The 19,494-nt window shown below is 38.3% G+C and carries 16 protein-coding genes; all 16 read left to right on the forward strand.

Annotation, left to right across the window (positions count from 1 at the left end; translation table 11 throughout):
* Positions 1–183: 183 nt before the first annotated feature.
* The 16 genes from DIS06_RS11575 (at position 184) to DIS06_RS11650 (ending at position 19,494) form a co-directional block, all read left to right on the forward strand.
* Positions 184–795 (forward strand): TerD family protein, encoded by a 612-nt coding sequence (locus DIS06_RS11575; protein WP_110113435.1) that lies wholly within the window; start codon positions 184–186, stop codon positions 793–795.
* Positions 796–1,044: 249 nt separating this feature from the next.
* Entirely contained in the window at positions 1,045–1,623 is a 579-nt protein-coding gene (locus DIS06_RS11580) for a TerD family protein (RefSeq protein ID WP_110113436.1), read from the forward strand.
* A 28-nt stretch (positions 1,624–1,651) separates the two neighbouring features.
* Positions 1,652–2,230, forward strand: coding sequence for a TerD family protein (locus DIS06_RS11585; protein WP_110113437.1), 579 nt, complete (start codon positions 1,652–1,654; stop codon positions 2,228–2,230).
* 161 nt (positions 2,231–2,391) lie between these two features.
* A complete protein-coding gene (locus tag DIS06_RS11590) occupies positions 2,392–3,006 on the forward strand; it encodes a TerD family protein (RefSeq protein ID WP_110113438.1) in 615 nt (204 codons plus the stop codon).
* 39 nt (positions 3,007–3,045) lie between these two features.
* Positions 3,046–3,624, forward strand: coding sequence for a TerD family protein (locus DIS06_RS11595; protein WP_110113439.1), 579 nt, complete (start codon positions 3,046–3,048; stop codon positions 3,622–3,624).
* Positions 3,625–3,772: 148 nt separating this feature from the next.
* Positions 3,773–4,552, forward strand: coding sequence for a TerC family protein (locus tag DIS06_RS11600; protein ID WP_110113440.1), 780 nt, complete (start codon positions 3,773–3,775; stop codon positions 4,550–4,552).
* Between the two features lie 174 nt (positions 4,553–4,726).
* Positions 4,727–5,839 carry an HpcH/HpaI aldolase/citrate lyase family protein gene (locus DIS06_RS11605; protein WP_110113441.1) on the forward strand — a complete coding sequence of 371 codons (1,113 nt, stop codon included), beginning with the start codon at positions 4,727–4,729 and terminating at the stop codon, positions 5,837–5,839.
* Positions 5,790–7,160, forward strand: a complete 1,371-nt coding sequence (locus tag DIS06_RS11610) for a phosphoribosyltransferase family protein (RefSeq protein WP_110113442.1) — start codon at positions 5,790–5,792, stop codon at positions 7,158–7,160. The genes DIS06_RS11605 and DIS06_RS11610 overlap by 50 nt, the downstream gene beginning before the upstream one ends.
* Positions 7,150–8,262 carry a cysteine protease StiP family protein gene (locus DIS06_RS11615; protein WP_110113443.1) on the forward strand — a complete coding sequence of 371 codons (1,113 nt, stop codon included), beginning with the start codon at positions 7,150–7,152 and terminating at the stop codon, positions 8,260–8,262. Before DIS06_RS11610 ends, DIS06_RS11615 begins: the two co-directional genes overlap by 11 nt.
* Positions 8,259–9,062, forward strand: coding sequence for an HAD family hydrolase (locus tag DIS06_RS11620; protein WP_110113444.1), 804 nt, complete (start codon positions 8,259–8,261; stop codon positions 9,060–9,062). The genes DIS06_RS11615 and DIS06_RS11620 overlap by 4 nt, the downstream gene beginning before the upstream one ends.
* Positions 9,063–9,089: 27 nt before the next feature.
* Positions 9,090–10,685 carry a YceG family protein gene (locus DIS06_RS11625; RefSeq protein ID WP_110113445.1) on the forward strand — a complete coding sequence of 532 codons (1,596 nt, stop codon included), beginning with the start codon at positions 9,090–9,092 and terminating at the stop codon, positions 10,683–10,685.
* Positions 10,686–10,802: 117 nt separating this feature from the next.
* Entirely contained in the window at positions 10,803–11,879 is a 1,077-nt protein-coding gene (locus DIS06_RS11630) for a toxic anion resistance protein (protein ID WP_110113446.1), read from the forward strand.
* 317 nt (positions 11,880–12,196) lie between these two features.
* The gene (locus DIS06_RS11635) at positions 12,197–13,795 is read left to right on the forward strand and encodes a diguanylate cyclase (protein ID WP_110113447.1); all 1,599 of its coding nucleotides are present in this window, start codon (positions 12,197–12,199) and stop codon (positions 13,793–13,795) included.
* Positions 13,796–13,797: 2 nt separating this feature from the next.
* Positions 13,798–14,850, forward strand: coding sequence for a HEAT repeat domain-containing protein (locus DIS06_RS11640; protein ID WP_110113448.1), 1,053 nt, complete (start codon positions 13,798–13,800; stop codon positions 14,848–14,850).
* A gap of 19 nt (positions 14,851–14,869) precedes the next feature.
* Positions 14,870–16,249, forward strand: a complete 1,380-nt coding sequence (locus tag DIS06_RS11645; protein ID WP_204166793.1) for a glycosyltransferase family 2 protein — start codon at positions 14,870–14,872, stop codon at positions 16,247–16,249.
* Complete coding sequence (locus tag DIS06_RS11650) at positions 16,246–19,494, forward strand: hypothetical protein (RefSeq protein WP_110113450.1); 3,249 nt, start codon at positions 16,246–16,248, stop codon at positions 19,492–19,494. The genes DIS06_RS11645 and DIS06_RS11650 overlap by 4 nt, the downstream gene beginning before the upstream one ends.

The following is a 19,494-nucleotide window of genomic DNA, read 5'->3' on the forward strand; positions in this document are numbered from 1 at the left end:
TTAGGTAGACATTATCTGTCTTTTTTTATAAAAATGAAACCTTTTGACAACTTGTCCGTATATATAGGGGAAGACAGTGTAAAATATTCCATTTTATGAGATGAATTGAAATGATTAACACTGTATAGTACCATTTAATTGGAAAAAGTGAAGTGTGTAGGTTAAAGGGAGGGAGTGAAGAAGATGGCCATTACGTTACAAAAAGGACAACGTATTGATTTAACAAAAGGAAACCCTGGCTTAGCGAAGGTATTAGTTGGTTTAGGATGGGACCCAGTTGAGTCAAAACAGTCGAAAGGTTTTTTTGGATCTCTTTTTGGCGGAGGTTCTTCAGGAGCAAATATTGATTGTGACGCATCGGTACTGATGTTAGAAAATGATCGATTCACTCAAAAAGAGCATCTTATTTACTTTGGAAATTTGAAAAGTAAATGTGGGGGTGTAAACCACACAGGCGACAACTTAACAGGTGAAGGAGACGGAGATGACGAACAAATCATTATTGACTTGCAGAGAGTTCCGTCGAATATTAACAAGCTGGTTTTCGTTGTAAACATTTACGATGCTGTGCGTCGTAATCAAGATTTCGGGATGATTCAAAATGCGTTCATCCGCGTTGTAAACATGAATAATCAAGAAGAGCTTATTAAGTTTAATTTATCAGAGAATTATAGTGGGAAAACGAGTTTATTAGTAGCCGAAATGTACCGTTATGAGCAGGATTGGAAGTTTGCGGCGGTTGGTACGGGTACGAATGATAAGGGGTTAGAGGAGCTCATCCGTCACTATACATAATTGATCTATCAAATGAAACCTAACGGAAGGGATTGTTAGGTTTCATTTGATAGACCTAAGCGGCTGTCGCCCCCCTTACGGGGTTGGCGTCATCGGTATAGGTGGACCTTTGAGGGAGCATTCAGAGAGGTCTGGGTGGCTAGTTGTGTGGTGGGTTTCAGTTTGAGAGGTCATTTAAGTTGGGATGAATGAATCTAACAGAAGTGATTGAAGAGAGTTCTATTACTATAGTAAAAAGGAGAGAGTAGAATGGGTATTTCATTAGCAAAAGGTCAAAAGGTTGATTTAACAAAAGGAAATCCTGGTTTAACGAATGTGGTTGTTGGTTTAGGTTGGGATACAAACAAATATGATGGCGGTGTTGATTTTGATTTAGATGCATCATGCTTCTTATTAGATGCAAGTGGTAAGTGTGCAGCAGATACAGATTTTGTTTTCTATAACAATGCGAAGCATGCAAGTGGTGCAGTTGAACATACAGGCGATAACCGTACAGGTGAAGGAGACGGAGATGATGAGCAAGTAAAAGTGAATTTATCTACGGTTCCAGCGACGATTGATAAAATTGCGTTTGTGATCACAATTCATGACGGTGAAGCTCGTGGGCAAAACTTTGGACAAGTTTCAAACAGCTTTGTACGTATCGTAAATGAAGAAACAAATGAAGAATTGATTCGCTACGACTTAGGAGAAGATTTCTCGATTGAAACAGCCGTTGTTGTAGGAGAGTTATACCGTCATGCAGGCGAGTGGAAGTTCGCTGCTGTTGGATCTGGTTATCAAGGTGGACTAGCTTCACTTGTTCGTGATTACGGATTGGACGTGTAAGAACGAAAAAGATAAGGGGGGTTGTGTCATGGGTATTCAGTTAGCAAAAGGTCAGCGTATCGACTTAACGAAGACAAATCCAGGGTTAGTAAAAGGAATTATTGGCTTAGGTTGGGATACGAACAAATACCAAGGTGGACATGACTTTGATTTAGATGCATGTGCTTTTTTAGCAGATCAGAATGGAAAATGTATCAATGATCATGATTTCATCTTTTATAATCACTTGATGCATCCGAGTGGTGCGGTTGAACATACAGGAGATAATCGAACAGGTGAGGGAGACGGAGATGACGAACAGATTGTAGTGAATTTCTCTAAAATCCCTCCTTCTGTTCACCGAATTGGGATTACGGTCACTATTCATGATGCGGAGTTACGCAATCAAAATTTTGGGCTTGTATCTAATGCATTTGTTCGTTTAGTCGATGAAGCGACAGGGCAAGAGTTATTGCGTTATGACTTAGGAGAAGACTTCTCAATTGAAACAGCCGTTGTGGTGTGTGAACTATATAAGCACGGTGGCGATTGGAAGTTTAACGCAATTGGAAGTGGCTTTTCTGGTGGGTTAGCATCTCTTTGTCGCAACTACGGACTTCAAGTGTAAAAAGCGATTCATACAAGGCTTGGCAAGAGAACGACCTCACATTTTTACTATCTTTTCAATTTGAGGTCGTTCTTTTTTATTATGGGAAACTTTTGTAAATGACACATCTTGCTATTTTCGATATAGTAGAGATGAAAGAGTGGAAGAAGGAGGAAATTTAGATGGCGATTACACTTCAAAAAGGTCAGCGCATTGACTTAACCAAAGGCAATGCAACATTAAAGAAAGTAATGGTTGGCTTAGGATGGGACCCTGTTCAAGCAAAAAGTGGCGGGGGATTATTCGGATCATTATTCGGTGGCGGTGGTGGATCTACAGCTAATATCGATTGTGATGCTTCCGTTTTAATGCTTGAAAACGATAAGTTCACTCGTAAAGAAAACTTGATCTATTTTGGAAATCTAAAAAGTAAATGTGGTAGTGTTCAACATAGTGGTGACAATCTAACAGGTGCTGGAGCTGGAGATGATGAGCAAGTAACCGTTGATCTTCAAAAAGTTCCTGCAAACATTACGAAACTTGTATTTGTTGTTAACATTTATAACTGTGTTGCAAGAAAACAAGACTTTGGTATGATTCAAAATGCCTTTATTCGCCTAGTAAACTTAAGTGGTCAAGAAGAAATGGTGAAATTCAACTTAACAGAAAATCATAGTGGAAAAACAAGCTTAATTTTAGGTGAAATGTATCGTCATAACGGTGATTGGAAATTTGCTGCAATTGGTGATGGTACAACAGATACGTCTGTTTCAGAAGTTGTTCGTCGTTATTCTTAATTTGACAATTCAAATTTAAAAAAGAAAGAAGGGTACATAATGGCAATTTCACTATCAAAAGGTCAAAAGGTTGATTTAACAAAAGGAAATCCTGGTTTAACAAAAGTAACGATTGGTTTAGGATGGGACGTTAACAAGTACGATGGAGGACATGATTTCGATTTAGATGCGTCTGCATTTTTATTAGATGCAAGTGGCAAGTGTGCAGCTGAAACGGATTTTGTTTTTTATAATAATGCACAGCATACAAGCGGTGGTGTTACGTATACAGGAGATAATCGTACAGGTGAAGGTGGCGGAGACGATGAGCAAATCGATCTTGACTTAAGCCTTGTACCAGCAACGACTGAAAAAGTAGCATTCGTGATTACAATCCATGATGGTGAGGTACGTAATCAAAACTTTGGACAAGTATCAAATAGCTACGTACGTGTATTCAATTCTGCGTCAAATGAAGAGTTAATTCGCTACGATTTAGGTGAAGACTTCTCAATTGAAACAGCAATTGTTGTAGGTGAGCTATACCGTCATAACGGCGAGTGGAAATTCGCAGCAGTTGGTTCAGGTTACCAAGGCGGATTAGGTGCACTTGTTCAAGCTTATGGATTAAACGTATAAATCACGTCTAAAAAAACAAGGCTGGGACATAAATCTTTTAGTTGTGTCCCAACCTTTTCTTCTAAAACAGAACACATTAAAAATTAAATAATGTCACAAAGCTTTTATGACAGGTTTACATGCGTAGGCATGTAGGAGGAAAAGATCGATGGAAATCATTAATAAAATGTTACACACATACGCTCAGTTTTTTAACTGGGAAATGTGGGGCGAAGTGCTAACAGATCCAGTTTCATGGGGACTGATTGGTACGTTAGTAATTTTAGAAGGACTGTTATCTGCAGATAACGCACTTGTATTAGCTGTAATGGTTAAACATTTACCACCTGAACAACGTAAGAAAGCTTTAACGTATGGATTAATTGGTGCGTATTTCTTCCGTTTCTTATTCATTGGATTAGGCGTGTACTTAATTAAGTTCTGGTGGATTAAACTATTAGGTGCACTTTACCTAGCATGGTTAGTGTATAGTCACTTCAGATCTAAACAAGCTCAAAGTGAAGAGGAAGAAGTAAAAGGAATTAAGAAAGACGGGTTCCTTATCCGCACGTTCGGTATGTTCTGGGGTACGGTTATCATGGTAGAGATGATGGATATTGCATTCTCTGTTGATAGTATTCTAGCAGCATTCGCTGTATCAGAAGAAATTTGGATTTTATTAGTCGGTGGTATGCTTGGAATCCTTATGATGCGTACAGTTGCGAAAGTGTTCTTACGCTTAATTGATCGCGTTCCTGAATTAGAAACAACTGCGTTTATCTTAATTGGAATTATCGCAGCGAAGATGTTAGCAAGTGTATTCGGCATTCACGTATCACATACGATTTTCTTTGTGATCATCATTGCAGCATTTGCAATCACATTTATTGTTCACCACTTAAACAATAAAAAAGCAGCTCAAGAAGCAGCAGCATCAGAAGATAAGTAAGAGGATAGACAATCAAAGGGGCTAGTTAGCTCCTTTGGTTATTAAGTTGGACTCTTATAGATAAAAAAGAGCTGAGACTGAAAACAGCTCTTTTTTATCTATAAGACTCTATATCAATTAATTTTACTATAGAAGGTAGTGGGATACCTCGTTTGAAAGTAAGGGTGTGAACAAATGAATTATTTTTCATATTTAACGGAATTTCAGCAAAAAGGCATTTTTTATTTGCCACCACAACACTTTTCCAAAACATCTTCAAAAGAGATGTTAGCCTATAGCCTAGGTGCGACGTTGTATATGCCGGCAACACGTTCAGATATTGCTCAGTTAGTTTTAACAAGTAAATATCGTGAGTTAGTTTCCATGGTTATTTGTTTAGAAGATGCTATTGGAGATGATGAGGTAGAGCAAGGAGAAAAGCAACTAGTTGAGCATCTACACTATTTATTAGATGCCGTGCAAATGAAGCGGTGTTCGGAAGATTCATTACCACTTATTTTCATCCGCGTACGAACGCCTGAACAAATTCAGAAAATAAACCAAATGATTGGCTCGGCGATGCAATTAGTTGCAGGTTTCGTCTTTCCGAAGTTCACACCAGTTAATGCACCTGCCTACTTATCTTATACAAGACAAGTCGCCACCGAACGTCAAACGGTTTTATATGGAATGCCTGTTTTAGAAACAGAAGATGTCTTATATAAAGAACATCGATTTTCAACGTTTGAGCAGTTAGCTACTTGTATGAAGGGATACGAAGATCTTGTATTAAATATTCGACTTGGTGCAACTGACTTTTGTGGATTATACGGGATTCGTAGAACGCCTTCTACTACGATTTATGATATTTCCATGATGAGAGATGTCATTGCTGATATAGTCAATTTCTTTGGACGAACGTACGTCGTATCAGGCCCGGTTTGGGAGTATTTTCAGTCTTCTTCTAACATACTACCTAACAATCCGTATGACGAAGGGTTAAAAAAGGAGACATTGCTAGATTTAGTAAATGGCCTACATGGTAAAACAGTCATTCATCCATCACAAATGCGAATGGTACAAGCATTAAATGTGGTGTCAAAAGAAGAATATTTAGATGCACTAGCGATTTTAAGCAACGGTTCAAATGAAATGGGTGTTGTCAAAAGTGATTATGGCAACAAAATGAATGAAATGAAGCCTCATTATAAGTGGGCCACAAAAATCATGTTAAAGTCAAAAATATACGGGGTGTTTCATGAAAACAACAGCTATCAAGACCTCCTTGCAGAAGAAATATACGTATAATGTGTTAAACGAGCTACAAGTGGATGTAAATGTTCACCGTAGTTTATATGAATTAGAGCCACGTCACTTATTTAAAATGGCAGCACGGATTAATAAAAAGAGAAGTTTCTTGTTTGTAAGTAATGTATTAGGAAAGCATTTAGCCGTTGAGCCACGCATACCTGTGTTTGCTTCAGCTTTATTAGCAAGTGCATTCTATCAAGCTCGTACAGGAGAGAACGCTTCATTTGAACGATCTGTAGCAGCTGCGTTAAAGAGTAAACGTACGGAAGAGCTTCAGGAGGCTGAGTCAGCTCTTTCTAAGGAAAAGCTAACGTTGCCAGAAGATTGTTTATTTATCGGATTTGCTGAAACAGCAACAGCACTTGGTCATGCAGTGTTTGAACAGTTTACAAATGGACATTATGTTCATACGACACGTGAAAAAGTACAAGGTACAGCAGAAGTGTTAGAGTTTAAAGAAGAGCATTCACATGCAACGGACCAACTATGTTTTATTGAAAAAGAGCTATTCCGTAAACATGAGCATGTCGTGCTTGTAGATGATGAAATCACAACAGGGAAAACAGCACTCAATATTATTCGAGAGATTCATCAACAGTTTCCGCAAAAAGAGTATACAATTCTTTCTCTTTTAGATTGGAGACATGAGGGGAACAAACAAGCATTTCAAGAACTTGAGCAACAATTGAATACAACCATTCATACGATTGCGCTATTAGAAGGTGAAATTGAGGTAACAGGAAGTAATCAAAATCAACAAGAATCAGTGAAAGAGAAGCGAAATGTTCAAGATGTACACATTCATACACATAACATGAGCATTTACTTTGAACATACTCGCTACAAGTCAACCAATCAATTACCTTATTTAAAAGGAACAGGTCGCTTTGGGTTAAGTAGCACGGGTCAAAGCGAGGTAGAGTTTGCGTGTAAGCGTGCAGGACAAGAACTAGCCCAAAATCGCCGAGGAAAGAAGACGCTTGTCCTTGGAACAGGAGAGTTTATGTATATGCCGATGAAAGTGGCAGCGAATATGGGAGATGGCGTGTTGTATCATTCGACAACAAGAAGCCCTATTTATCCCATTCAAAAAGATGAATATGCCATCCATACACGCATTGAATTTCCAAGTCCACATGGGGAAGAGGTACAAAACTATCTTTATAATGTAGGAGAGTATGATGAGATCTTTGTGATGCTTGAGCAAAAAGCAGACCACGAGCGAATTCAATCGCTTCTTGATCAATTAGCAGGATACACTACTCACTTGCATCTTGTGTGGATGAGTCAAAGGGAGGAAACGACCAATGAAGCTTAAACGTGAGGCGAAAATGGGAAGCTATTCTGAACAAGATGTCATCTTTTTATTGAAAGATTTATCGACGATTACGATTGAGAAAGAAACGAGCGAACGTGAAAAAGCCATTCAGTCAGGTGTTCACTATTCAGAGATGTTACCGATTGAATATAAGCCGTCAGCTGAATATCTCAATCTATTTCATGAATCGCTAGAAACGTATAAACACAAAGTAGCGATGGCAGTTTCTGTTGTGGCGGAGCAAATTTTTGAGCGTAAAGGTGACAAAGTTGTACTCGTTTCATTAGCAAGAGCAGGAACGCCAATTGGTATTTTAATAAAACGCTATCTTGCTTATAAATACAAGGTTCATGTACCTCATTACAGCATCTCCATCATTCGTGGACGAGGCATTGATGAAAATGCCATTCACTACATGTTACAGAAACATGAGGGAGCCTCTTTACAATTTGTAGATGGCTGGACAGGAAAAGGAGCCATCACAAAAGAATTAACAACATCATGTGCTGCTTTTTATGAAAAATATGGGGTTCAATTAGATGATGAGCTAGCTGTATTGGCTGATCCAGGTTTTTGTTCGTCGCTTTACGGAACAAGAGAAGATTTTCTTATCCCGAGTGCTTGTTTAAATTCAACTGTAAGTGGACTTGTCAGTCGGACCGTATTGAACCGAGAATACATTGGCGAAACTGATTTTCATGGTGCCAAGTATTACAAAGATTTAGAAGCAGAAGATGTGTCAAACTTTTATGTAGATAGCATCACGGCTCAATTCGACTCTTTGCAGGAAACGTTACCGAGAGAAATTGAGGCTCAAAAAGAAGAATACAAAGAGCCAAATTGGTCGGGTTTACAAGGTGTGGAACGAATTCAACATGATTTTCAGATTGAGAACTATCACCTTATTAAACCAGGTGTAGGTGAAACTACACGTGTGTTGCTACGACGTGTACCGTGGAAAATACTTGTCAAAGAGAGAAATAGTGAGCATTTAAACCATATTTATTTACTTGCAAAAGAACGTGGTGTACCAGTAGAAGTGTATGAGCACATGCCTTATTCATGTTGTGGATTAATTAAACCGGTGGAGGAAGAAAAATGAGAGCTTTTGCGAGTGACTTAGATCGTACCCTTATTTATTCCAGGCGTCTCATATCAGAAGAGATAAATGAGGCAGACATTGAGCTTGTTGAAACGCTAGATGGCCGTGAAATTAGTTACATGACGAAAAAAGCGATTCGTCAATTAACAAAACTCACAGAGAATGCCATGTTTATTCCCGTGACGACGAGAACGACAGAACAGTATAAGCGTATCTCAATGATCTCTGAAACATTCAAGCCGCAATATGCAATCACCACAAATGGTGCCGTCATCTTAAAAGATGGTGAACCACTTGAAGAGTGGGATGACATTATGAATGAACGAATAAGAAATCTTTCTTTGTCATTTGATGAAGCATATGAGTGGCTTCAAACGTATGACGGTTATGACTGGGTGAAAGAAGTAAAAGAAGCAGATAAAACATTTTTATATTTGGTCGTACATAAAGAGTTATTCACAAATGAGCACCTTCAGACATTGCGCAACTATTTTCACCCGGGTGGATGGCGCGTTTATGCACACGGACGTAAAATTTATTGCATTCCAACTGCCATTTCAAAGTGGAGTGCCGTCGCTTTTTTAAAAGAAAAGCTAGGAATTGATACACTCTGTGCAGCAGGTGATTCCGAGCTCGATGTGGAGATGATTTTACATGCTGACTTTGGCATGGCACCTCTTCACGGTGAGTTAGCTCATATGGATTATGAAGTGACGTTTACAAAAACGATGAACATTGAAGCAGCGGAAGAAATGCTAGAACACGTTGAACAGGCATTATCCACAGCAGTAAAACGTTAGGTTCTCTCAGAAAGAGGGGGTAAAAAGATGAGAGCCATTGAGATTTCAAAAGCACCTTTAGAGAAATGGATTGAAATCATTGATAAGCCTTACCAAGATCGAACGCCTTATCAAACAAGTGAAGAGAGTTATCATATCACCCAAGTAGCTGGAAGAATGCTTGGGGTGTCACATGATGAAACGGATTATTTAGTCACGTTATATGAGCTGTCTAAAAAGCCTCATGTCTTTATTTTAAGTGAAGAACTGGATAAAAACATTACACCAGAACGCTTTCAAGCCATTCAAAAAATCCATATGATTAACCAAAAAGAAAATGGATTATCCATTAATCGGTTTGTCGCTTTTTTAGATGGTGAACGTCTTCTTCCTACTCATGCAAATAGCACCTATCATCGACACTTACGTCAATCATTCATGACAATGCTTCGTCATTTTGAATCTCGTCACGGATTGGCTCATGCTGATTTTAGGCGTATTTTATTAGACGTGATTAAGTGGACGTGGAATCATCTAGATCCATGGCTAACAGAGTATGACTTGGACAAACAGCTTCCATGTGTAGTGTGGTATGGAGATATGAATAAAAGTCAGCAATATTTCCTGTACTACTTAATTATGCTTGGTTTTGACGTTCTGATGTTTCACCCAGCAGGAGAGGATGCGTTTCATTTTATTGATGAACAAGACGAAGTCGCAAAAATTCATCGTTACCCAACAACGATGTCACCGCCTCCATTTCCTATTGAACAACCAGAGCGACGAGGAACGGTAGCGTATCGTGCATCTAAAGAAATGGATGAAGTCATTCATCATGAAGACTCTTCTCTTTATAAACCTTGGCAATTTCGTAATTATGCTCCTTCTTCTGTCACGTTAAAAACAACGTATGATGAAGTATTTTTATTGGCAAAAGAGCGAGCATTTATTCGACCGAACTTCAAAGTGAAGGAAGGAGTTGTGTATATTCCTGCGCTTTTTTCAAAAGTGATGGGTGTCTCACGCAACAAAAAAGAGTATTGGGATCGACTGCATCAATTAACAGAATTAAAACAAGCAATTACAGTTCAAACATTTCCTTTTACTCAACAAATTCAAACAAACTACCAATTTCATTATCAGCATGCATTAAATCAACAGAATGAGTTAGATGTAGAAAAGATGATCAAAGGAAACTGGTGGCAATATGGTCATTTACCAGAAGGAATGCAAAAGGGGATTGCTTCAGCGATTGCTTCGATTTGTCGCAATCCGAAGTTGTTACCTGTTGGAAGTGAAACGGAAAAAGATGTTCAATTGTATTTATTTACGCAAGTAGCAAACATTCCAAAGTTTTTCCTGAATGTCATGCAGACATTTGATTATGCACAAGAAGTTCCAAAGGTTATTTTATACAACAATGAAACCAATGGCGCGCTTTCTCGTTCAGATGCTGCACTTCTCTTATTATTAAATGAATTTGGAATGGATATCGTCGTGTATAATCCACCAGGTCATAACGACCTTGAACAATACATTGATGCTTCTTGTTTTGATACACATTGGCTCGATGAGATGGTGTTTAACCAAGAATACAAAGAGCCCTCATTACTGAAACGAGTGTTTCGCTCAATTAAAAATTAGATGTGTGATTGAGTTTCGATTCGTTACGGTTCATTGAAGCAAGTATTTAGGAGTAGAAATCAACAAATCTTTACACATTGTTCAACGGCCAAAAATTTTAAAAAGGGTGAGACATAAATGACAGATCAAACGGTATTATCGACACTTCAAAAAGAAGAAGGGTTAACAGAGCAACATGCAAATGATGTGCGTTTACAATTAAGGCAAGATCCATCTGTGCAGCAACTTTCACAGCAAGTGGATTATCGTAATCAAATGGAGCTTTTAGAGTTTGGAAAAGAGCCTGCTATTCAAATCTCTCAATTTTCAGATCGTATTTTATCAATGATGCGGACGTCTGAAATGAATGATTCTAGTAAAATGCTCCAACAGCTTGGAAAGTTAATGGATAAGTTTGATAAAAATGATTTTGAAGAGAAAAAAGGGTTTTTAGGTAAGTTGTTTAAGCGTGGTGAAAAGCTTATCGAAAAAATCTTTGAAAAGTATCAAACACTTGGGAAAGAAATCGAGAAAATTCACCAAGAAATTTCGGGTTATAAAGATAAAATGGTCCACACGTCGGGTATGTTAGAAGACATGTATCAACATAATATTCAATATTATATGGAACTTGAACGTTACATTGTAGCAGGTCAGTTAAAAGTAGATGAATTAAAAGGGCAAGCTGCACAATTAGAGCAACGTGCGGCAAGCGGTGATCAAATGGCTGCGATGAATCTTGATACGCTTCAAAATGGTATTCAAACATTAGAGGAGCGCATTTATGATTTAGAAATGGCGCGTATGGTTGCTGTTCAAACCGCTCCGCAAATTCGCTTGTTACAACGCGGTAACACGAAATTAATTGGTAAGATTAATTCGGCGTTTATTACAACAATTCCAATTTTTAAAAATGGAATTATTCAAGCTGTCGCAGCAAAACGTCAGAAATTAGTAGCAGATTCACTAAGCGAACTAGATCGTCGTACGAATGAGATGATTTTACGTAATGCCCAAAACATTTCTAGTCAAAGTGTAGAAATTGCGAAGCTTGCAGGCTCTCCAAGTGTTAAAGTGGAAACACTTGAAGAATCATGGAGCATCATTATGAAGGGAATGGAAGAAACAAAAGCGATTGAAGATGAAAATAAGCGTTTACGAGAAGACGGTACACAGCGTATTCTTCAACTTCAAGAGCAAATGAAATCTGTATAATGATTAAATAGATAAGAAGAAAAATCTCGTTTGCATCATGTGGTATGAACGAGATTTTTTCTTTTTATTCATAGTCAATAATGGTCAGAATTTTTTTTCTTCTTTTGCAAGCAGCGTATTTTCTTTTTATAAACTAGGCGATAAAATAGTAATAGTTATTTATTCCTAAAAATGTATAAATGAGAGTAATTACACATATATAAACTTTCTTTAAAATAGTGTCATGTCCTAATAAAAGGACATGTTTTTTTCATGTTTGACAGGCACTTTGGCATATAGATAAAGGAATGATTCACTGTGTAGAGGGGGTAGGGAATGTGGAAAAATATCAAGCTGCACTTCTAAAGAATATTCGTGAAACATTGAAGAAGTGGTTTGAAGATGAGCAAGCGATTTCCCATGAGGAAGTCATTCGGTTTTTACACTCATTATCAGGAACGGCTCAAACCATTGGATTAACAGACTTAGGTGAAATGGCGCGAACGTTAATGGAGCAAATTGAGGGTGAAACACCAAAGCAGTGGTCAAACTCAGACTTGCGCATGCGCTTAGTCGCGATTATTACGCTTTGTTATCAAGATGAAATTATTGAGAGTGATAGCAAACAAGAACGAATGGTCAAAGGGAAATCAATTGTTCTTTTAGTAGACAAAGACACGTCTGTATTAATGCATTTAAAAGATGAAATGGAAAGAGTCGGCTGGTACGTATTAGCTGTCACAGATATCCAAAAAGCGATTCAAGTGTTTTATGAGTCAAAACCTCATTGTGTGGTGTTAGACCTCGATATGCAACAGCAAAGTAGTGAATTGGTCAACTTTTTACATGAGCAAACGAATCATCGCTTTGTGCCAACCGTGATGATCAGTGAACATCATGACAAGCGCACACGGTTAACGGCATTTGAGATAGGAGCAGACGATTTTATTCCTAAGCCAATTGACGTAGAAGAATTTGTGGTGAGAGTTAAGCGTCATTTAGAACGAAAAAAACAGTTCGATTATCACTTATTGGTGGATGAATTAACGAATGTGTACAATCGTAAATACTTAATTGAACGATTTAATCAACAGCAAGCAGAGTACAAACGATTGCAAGAAGCTTATTGCATCGTCATGATTGATATCGATAAGTTTAAAAGTGTGAATGATGATTACGGACATTTACAAGGAGATCAGGTGTTAAAGGAATTCGCATCGTTTTTAAAAAGCAGTATGCGCTCTACTGATGTTATTTTTCGCTATGGGGGAGAAGAATTTGTTCTGTTATTACCGAGAACACACGCAAACGATGCAAAAGTGTTGTTAGATCGTTTACTAGAACAATTCTCTATCATCACTTTTACACATGGTGCTCATTCTTTTTCATGTACATTCTCGGCTGGAATTGTGGAGGTTGATCATGAAGATACACCGTTAGACGTTTGGTTAGACCGAGTGGACCAAGCGTTGTACAAAGCAAAAGAGTCAGGGCGAAAGCAAGTCGTCATTGCTTGTTCTTCAGGACAAAAACGAAAGCGTACGTTGCGAATTGCGATTGTCGATGATGATCCTGTTGTACGAACCATGCTAACTGAAACGATGAAAAAGGTAGACATGGAAGGGGCATATGATGTTGTTGTTCAACCATTTAAAGATGGAGAAACGTTTTTGCGAGATGAATGGACACATAGTGACGACCAATATGTTGTCATTTTAGATGGGATGATGCCGAAGATGGATGGCTTAGAAGTACTTCAGAGATTGCGTAAGACGAAGCGTCACGATAAATATAAGATGATTATGTTGACGACGAGAAAAAGTGAACAAGACATAAAAAAAGCGTTAGAGCTAGGCGCAGATGATTATATGACGAAACCATTTAAGTTACTAGAAGTCGAAGCTAGGATTCATCATTTGATGAAAAGGATGAAGTAAACGTGTTTACAAATGAGATTGCACTTATTTTAACAAGTATGTTTTGTATGTTTATCCTTCTTCTCGCGTTATTCGGTCATTTAGTAATCAAGAAAATCATGTATAACAGACGACGTGCGTTCATTGAACAGTACAAAGAACAATTAAGAGAGCGCGTTTTTTATTATTTATATCATGAAGATAAAACGTTTATTGAAGAATCATTTAACGCTCAACAAATGATCGCCATTGAAGAGTTGTTAAGTGATTTTGCTGATGTGATAGATGAAGGAGAGTCACGAACACGTATCCAATTGTATGCAGAAACTCATTTTACGGATGCGTACAAAAAGGCGTTACATCATCGTCGGTGGAGTATTAGGATGAATACGCTTTATGCGATTGAAGACTTTCATATGGAAGGAATGCTGGCATCAGTTCTATCATTCTATGATAAGCCTTCTTTAACAGTAGGAGAAGAGAGTCAATTCTTAAAGATTTTAGTTGTGTTTCAGCATCCTCAGTTTTTGTATTACATCACTCACTCTCGACAACCCCTATCAGAGTCTGTTTACCGTTCGCTATATGGCCAAATGAATGACGAGCAATTTAGAGAATGTGTAAAAGTTTATGACGAATTGCCAATCTATTTACAGCTATCGCTTATTGACATGATTGGCATTGAACATAAGTGGGAGTATGCAAGCTTTTTAAAGGAGCAGTTGTCTTCGTCTGTTGATGAACAACGAATTCGAGCGTTAAAAGCATTAAACGAATTAAGTTATCCAATGGAGGTAGAAACACTTCTTTTTCACGTTCATGCAAGCGGGTGGCAAGAAAGAATGATGGCTACGAAACTATTAGGAAAAACAAAGGATGAGCAAGCTTTGCCATTGCTTGAAACATTGCTGCAAGATGTTCACTTTTCAGTTCGTTCGAACGCTGCAAAATCAATGCTTCTTATTCGCAATGGAAAAGACTATTTGTTTCAAGTTTATCAGAACACAGAAGATCGTTATGCAAAGGACATGGCTCGAGAATGGTTAGAGCGAGGAGGAGTAGAGCTTGTGGAGTGAGATTGGACACGGGCTTTTTATGCTTGTGGGATGGATTATTATGATTTATATGGTTGTGGTTATTGGATTTTATCTATTTATGCTCGTCGTCTCTATTTTTCAAGTGCGAAAGCAGTATCAATTAGATAATGATGAGCCGTATGAGGATTTATTAGAAGTCAGTTATACAAAGCCTCTTTCTATTTTAGTGCCGGCATACAATGAATCGGTTGGTATTTTGGCTAGTGTGCGTTCATTGTTAAGCATTCAATATTCAGAGTACGAGATCATTGTCATTAACGATGGTTCCACAGATGATACGATGGAGCAGCTCATTGAAGAATATGAGTTGGTCAAAATTAATCGAGTAATAAAAAAAGCCATCGATACAAAAGAGGTAAAAGCCATTTATCAATCACGAATCTATGATTATGTCTATGTGGTAGATAAAGAAAATGGAGGAAAGGCAGATGCATTGAATGTAGGCATTAATTTAGCAAACTTTCCTTATTTTTGTTCGATTGACGGTGACTCGGTGTTAGAAAGAGATTCATTTTTAAAGGTGATGAAGCCTATTATTGATTCAGATGGAGACGTCATTGCATCGGGTGGAAGTGTGAGGATTGCAAACGGGTGTCAAATTGAGAATGGTTCCATTGTGTCGATTGGTCTTTCATCAAGACCTCTTGTCATTATGCAAGTGATTGAGTATTTGCGAGCCTTTTTAATGGGAAGAATTGGACTCAGTCGTCATAACTTGTTACTCATTGTCTCAGGAGCGTTCGGTGTGTTTTCGAAGCATTGGGTGATTGAAGCGGGTGGCTATTCTCATACTGTCGGAGAAGACATGGAGCTTGTGGTTCGATTGCACCGATTAGTGAAAGAGAAGAAAGCGAATAAAAAAATTATTTATATTGCAGACCCTGTTTGTTGGACAGAAGCGCCAGAGGAAATCAGATTTTTAAAAAGGCAACGAAACCGATGGCACCGTGGTTTGTTTGATAGCTTGTGGACACATAAAAAAATGCTTTTTAATCCGAAGTATGGCTCAATTGGGATGGTGTCGATGCCTTACTTTTTACTCATTGAATTTTTAGGACCTGTTATTGAATTAATTGGCTATCTTTATATTCTTTTTTCGTTCGCTGTAGGTGGCGTTTATTTAGAATTCTCATATTTATTATTTTTGTTGTTTGTTCTATATGGCTCAATGTATTCAATGGTGGGTGTGTTATTAGAAGAGTGGAGTTTACGACGTTTTCCAAAGGTGAGTCATGTGGTGAAACTGTTCTTTTTTTCAATGACAGAATCGTTTTGGTATCGACCTATGACAGTGATATGGCGTTGTCAGGGGATTGTTGATATGCTTCGTAAGAAAAAAGGCTGGGGAGATATGAAGCGGAAGGGTGTTTCACAATGAAAGGTCGATGGAGGTTATTTATTTTTGGATTGTCTGCGATTGCATTCCTTTTACTTACAACGTCTCCATTTTGGGTGTGGCAAGTAAAGTCAAAGACAACGCTTGATATGCTTATTATTGATAAGACGGTCCCTGATGCAACATTTCGAGAGCATCAAGGGTTAACGTGGTTTTTAAATTACACGAAAGTAAAAAAGAGCGATGATACACCCTATCAGGCTGCACATGATTATGTTGGGTTCGATCCTACAAAAGAGGATAATGATCGAATTCGTCCTATTGAAGAAGGACAGTACGACATGATTTACATGGCTGATGGCTATGGTGTGTATGAAGATGATGTAACAGACAAAGAGGGTGAGCGTTCTGAACTGATTTACGGAGGGATGACGATGGAAGATGTGTCATCCATTCGATCCATGGTGATAAACAATCAAGCTACACTCATTAGTGAGTTTAATACATTTGGCAGCCCGACTTCTGGTGAGGTGAGAAGAGAATTTTATGACCTTCTTCACTTAGAGTGGAGTGGATGGATTGGACGTTACTTTGTTGATTTGCAAAGTGATGAAATTCCTGCTTGGATGAAGAAAAATTATGAAAAACAGTATGGAGAAACGTGGGCTTTAAAAGGAAAAGGATTTGTTTTTGTTCATGAGTCTGATCGTTTAATGATTTTGACAGAGGAACAATTGAAACAAGAAGGTGTACAGTTTACTTATACGAAACAAGGAAAACAGCATTTTGATGTAACGAGAGAATCTGATTACTATTATTGGTTTGATATTGTCACACCCGTAAATGAAAAAGAAGTGATGGCTACGTTCACCATGAATGTAACGAAAGAAGCAGAAGAAATGTTAAAAAAAGAAGGCATTCCACTTGCTGTTCCAGCTGTTATGTATCATCAAAACGAACGGTATGATGCTTACTACTTTACTGGAGATTTTGCAGATCAAGGAGAAGTTCCAGCTCTCTACCAGCTTGAATGGTATGCGACTTGGAAGAGGTGGATGTCATCTCTTTCTAAAGATGAGGAGTCGTCTTTTTACTGGCGTACGTATATTCCGATGATGAAGGCAATTGTGCAACAAAATCGTCATGATAAGAAAACGGTGAAAACAAATGCCGTTCCCGTTCATGAGAGCAATGGTTACAAAATGAACGCAAAAGTTGGCAATGATTATTTACAAATGTATCAAGATGGGCAATGGAAAGATGTGCTCATTAAAGGCGTGAATATGGGGATTGGAAAGCCAGGTACGTTCCCTGGTGAAACGGCTATTTCAAAGCGGGAGTATGCAAGGTGGTTTCAGCAAATCGGCGAGATGAATGCAAATGCTATTCGTGTGTACACCATTCACCCTCCTCATTTTTATGAAGCGTTAGCTGAATACAATGAAACAGCCAAGCATCCACTTTATTTATTTCACGGTGTGTGGCTAAACGAAGAGGTTTTTTATGAAACACAAGACGCCTTTTCGAAAGAGAACACGAAAGAGTTTAAAGATGAAATTAAACGAATTGTTGATTTAGTTCATGGCAACGCGAAGCTAGAAGAGCGACCAGGGCATGCTAGTGGAAACTATACAGCAAACGTAGCACCTTATATTTTAGGATGGATATTAGGAGTAGAGTGGGACCCGGAAGTTGTATTAGCGACAAATGAAAAACATAAAAATCAACCAGACTTTAACGGGAAATATGTATATACAAAAGATGCGGAGCCATTTGAAGTATGGCTTGCTGAAATGATGGAGTATACGATTCAGTATGAACAAGATAAATACGATTGGCAGCGTCCAATGAGTTTTACTAACTGGGTAACCACTGACTTACTTGAGCATCCAGCAGAACCGCATGACAAAGAAGACATGGTGTCGATTGATCCAAATGTCATTTATGCAAAAGAGACGTTTGAAGGAGGCTTATTTGCATCTTATCACATTTATCCTTATTATCCAGATCTCTTAAACTATGAAAAGCGGTATGTGGACTATGTCGATCATCGTGGTGAAAAAAATAACTATGCTGGATATCTTCAGCATATGAAAGAAGTTCATCGTATGCCGCTCCTTGTCGCTGAGTTTGGAATTCCTGCATCAAGAGGATTAACACACAAAAATGTATATGGATGGAACCAAGGTTTTCATTCGGAAGAAGAACAAGGAGAACTTGTAACAAGGTTATATGAAGACATTGTTGAAGAGAAAATGGCAGGAGGGTTAATTTTTTCTTGGCATGATGAATGGTTTAAACGCACGTGGAACACGATGGACTATGATAATCCAGATCGCCGGCCGTTTTGGAGTAACGTTCAAACAAACGAGCAACGATTTGGCTTGTTAAGTTTTGATCCAGGTGAGACGTTGAAAGTTAAAGTAGATGGCCAAAAAGATGACTGGAATGAATGGCGTGCGCAGTCGGTTTATCCGTCATCAAAGCACTTAAAAGGAATGTATGTCACAAGTGATGAAGCGTATTTGTATGTTCGCTTAGATGCAGATAGAGTGGAATTGAATGACTATTACTTGCTGTTAGATACAATTGAAGAGCAAGGACAGTCTAGGGTGCCAAAGGTTCCTTCAATTAAGGCGGAAGGAATTGACTTTGTTGCCGAATTAACAGGGGAACAATCAAGCCGCATTCTTGTAGACAGTTACTATGATACATTTTATTATTCATACGCACATACGTTGAACATGATTGACGACGTTGAGTATGCATCGAAAAAAGATAACGGTGTGTTTCATCCAATTCGGTTAGCATTAAATAAAGAGATTACTATCGAGCAAGGTGGGAAACAAAAGACGTATCCATTTGATGATTATGAAGCAGGTAAATTACGCTTTGGAAATAGTGACCCTGCCTCTTCGTCCTATGACTCGCTAGCTGATTTTTATGTGAATACAAAAGAAAACATGGTAGAGGTTCGTATTCCGTGGGCTCTTTTAAATGTAAAAGATCCGAGTACCCATGAAGTGATGGGCGATATTTGGGGATCGGGTGGAATTGAGGCGAGTAAAACGACAGAAGGCATCAAGATTGGAGTTGTGGCAGTCGATAAAAAGACACAAAGTATAACGGATACGTATCCAATGATGCAAAGTGAAGAGTTAGCGATTGGACCTCTTTATCGTTATCAATGGGAAGCATGGGAAGAGCCGAGCTATCATGAACGATTAAAGCAATCTTATTATCGTGTGCAAGAGATGTTTGGGAAAGTGAAGGAAGCGGGGGAGTGA

It is taken from the genome of Bacillus sp. CGMCC 1.16541, assembly GCF_003184905.1.
Taxonomy (GTDB): domain Bacteria; phylum Bacillota; class Bacilli; order Bacillales; family Bacillaceae_H; genus Priestia.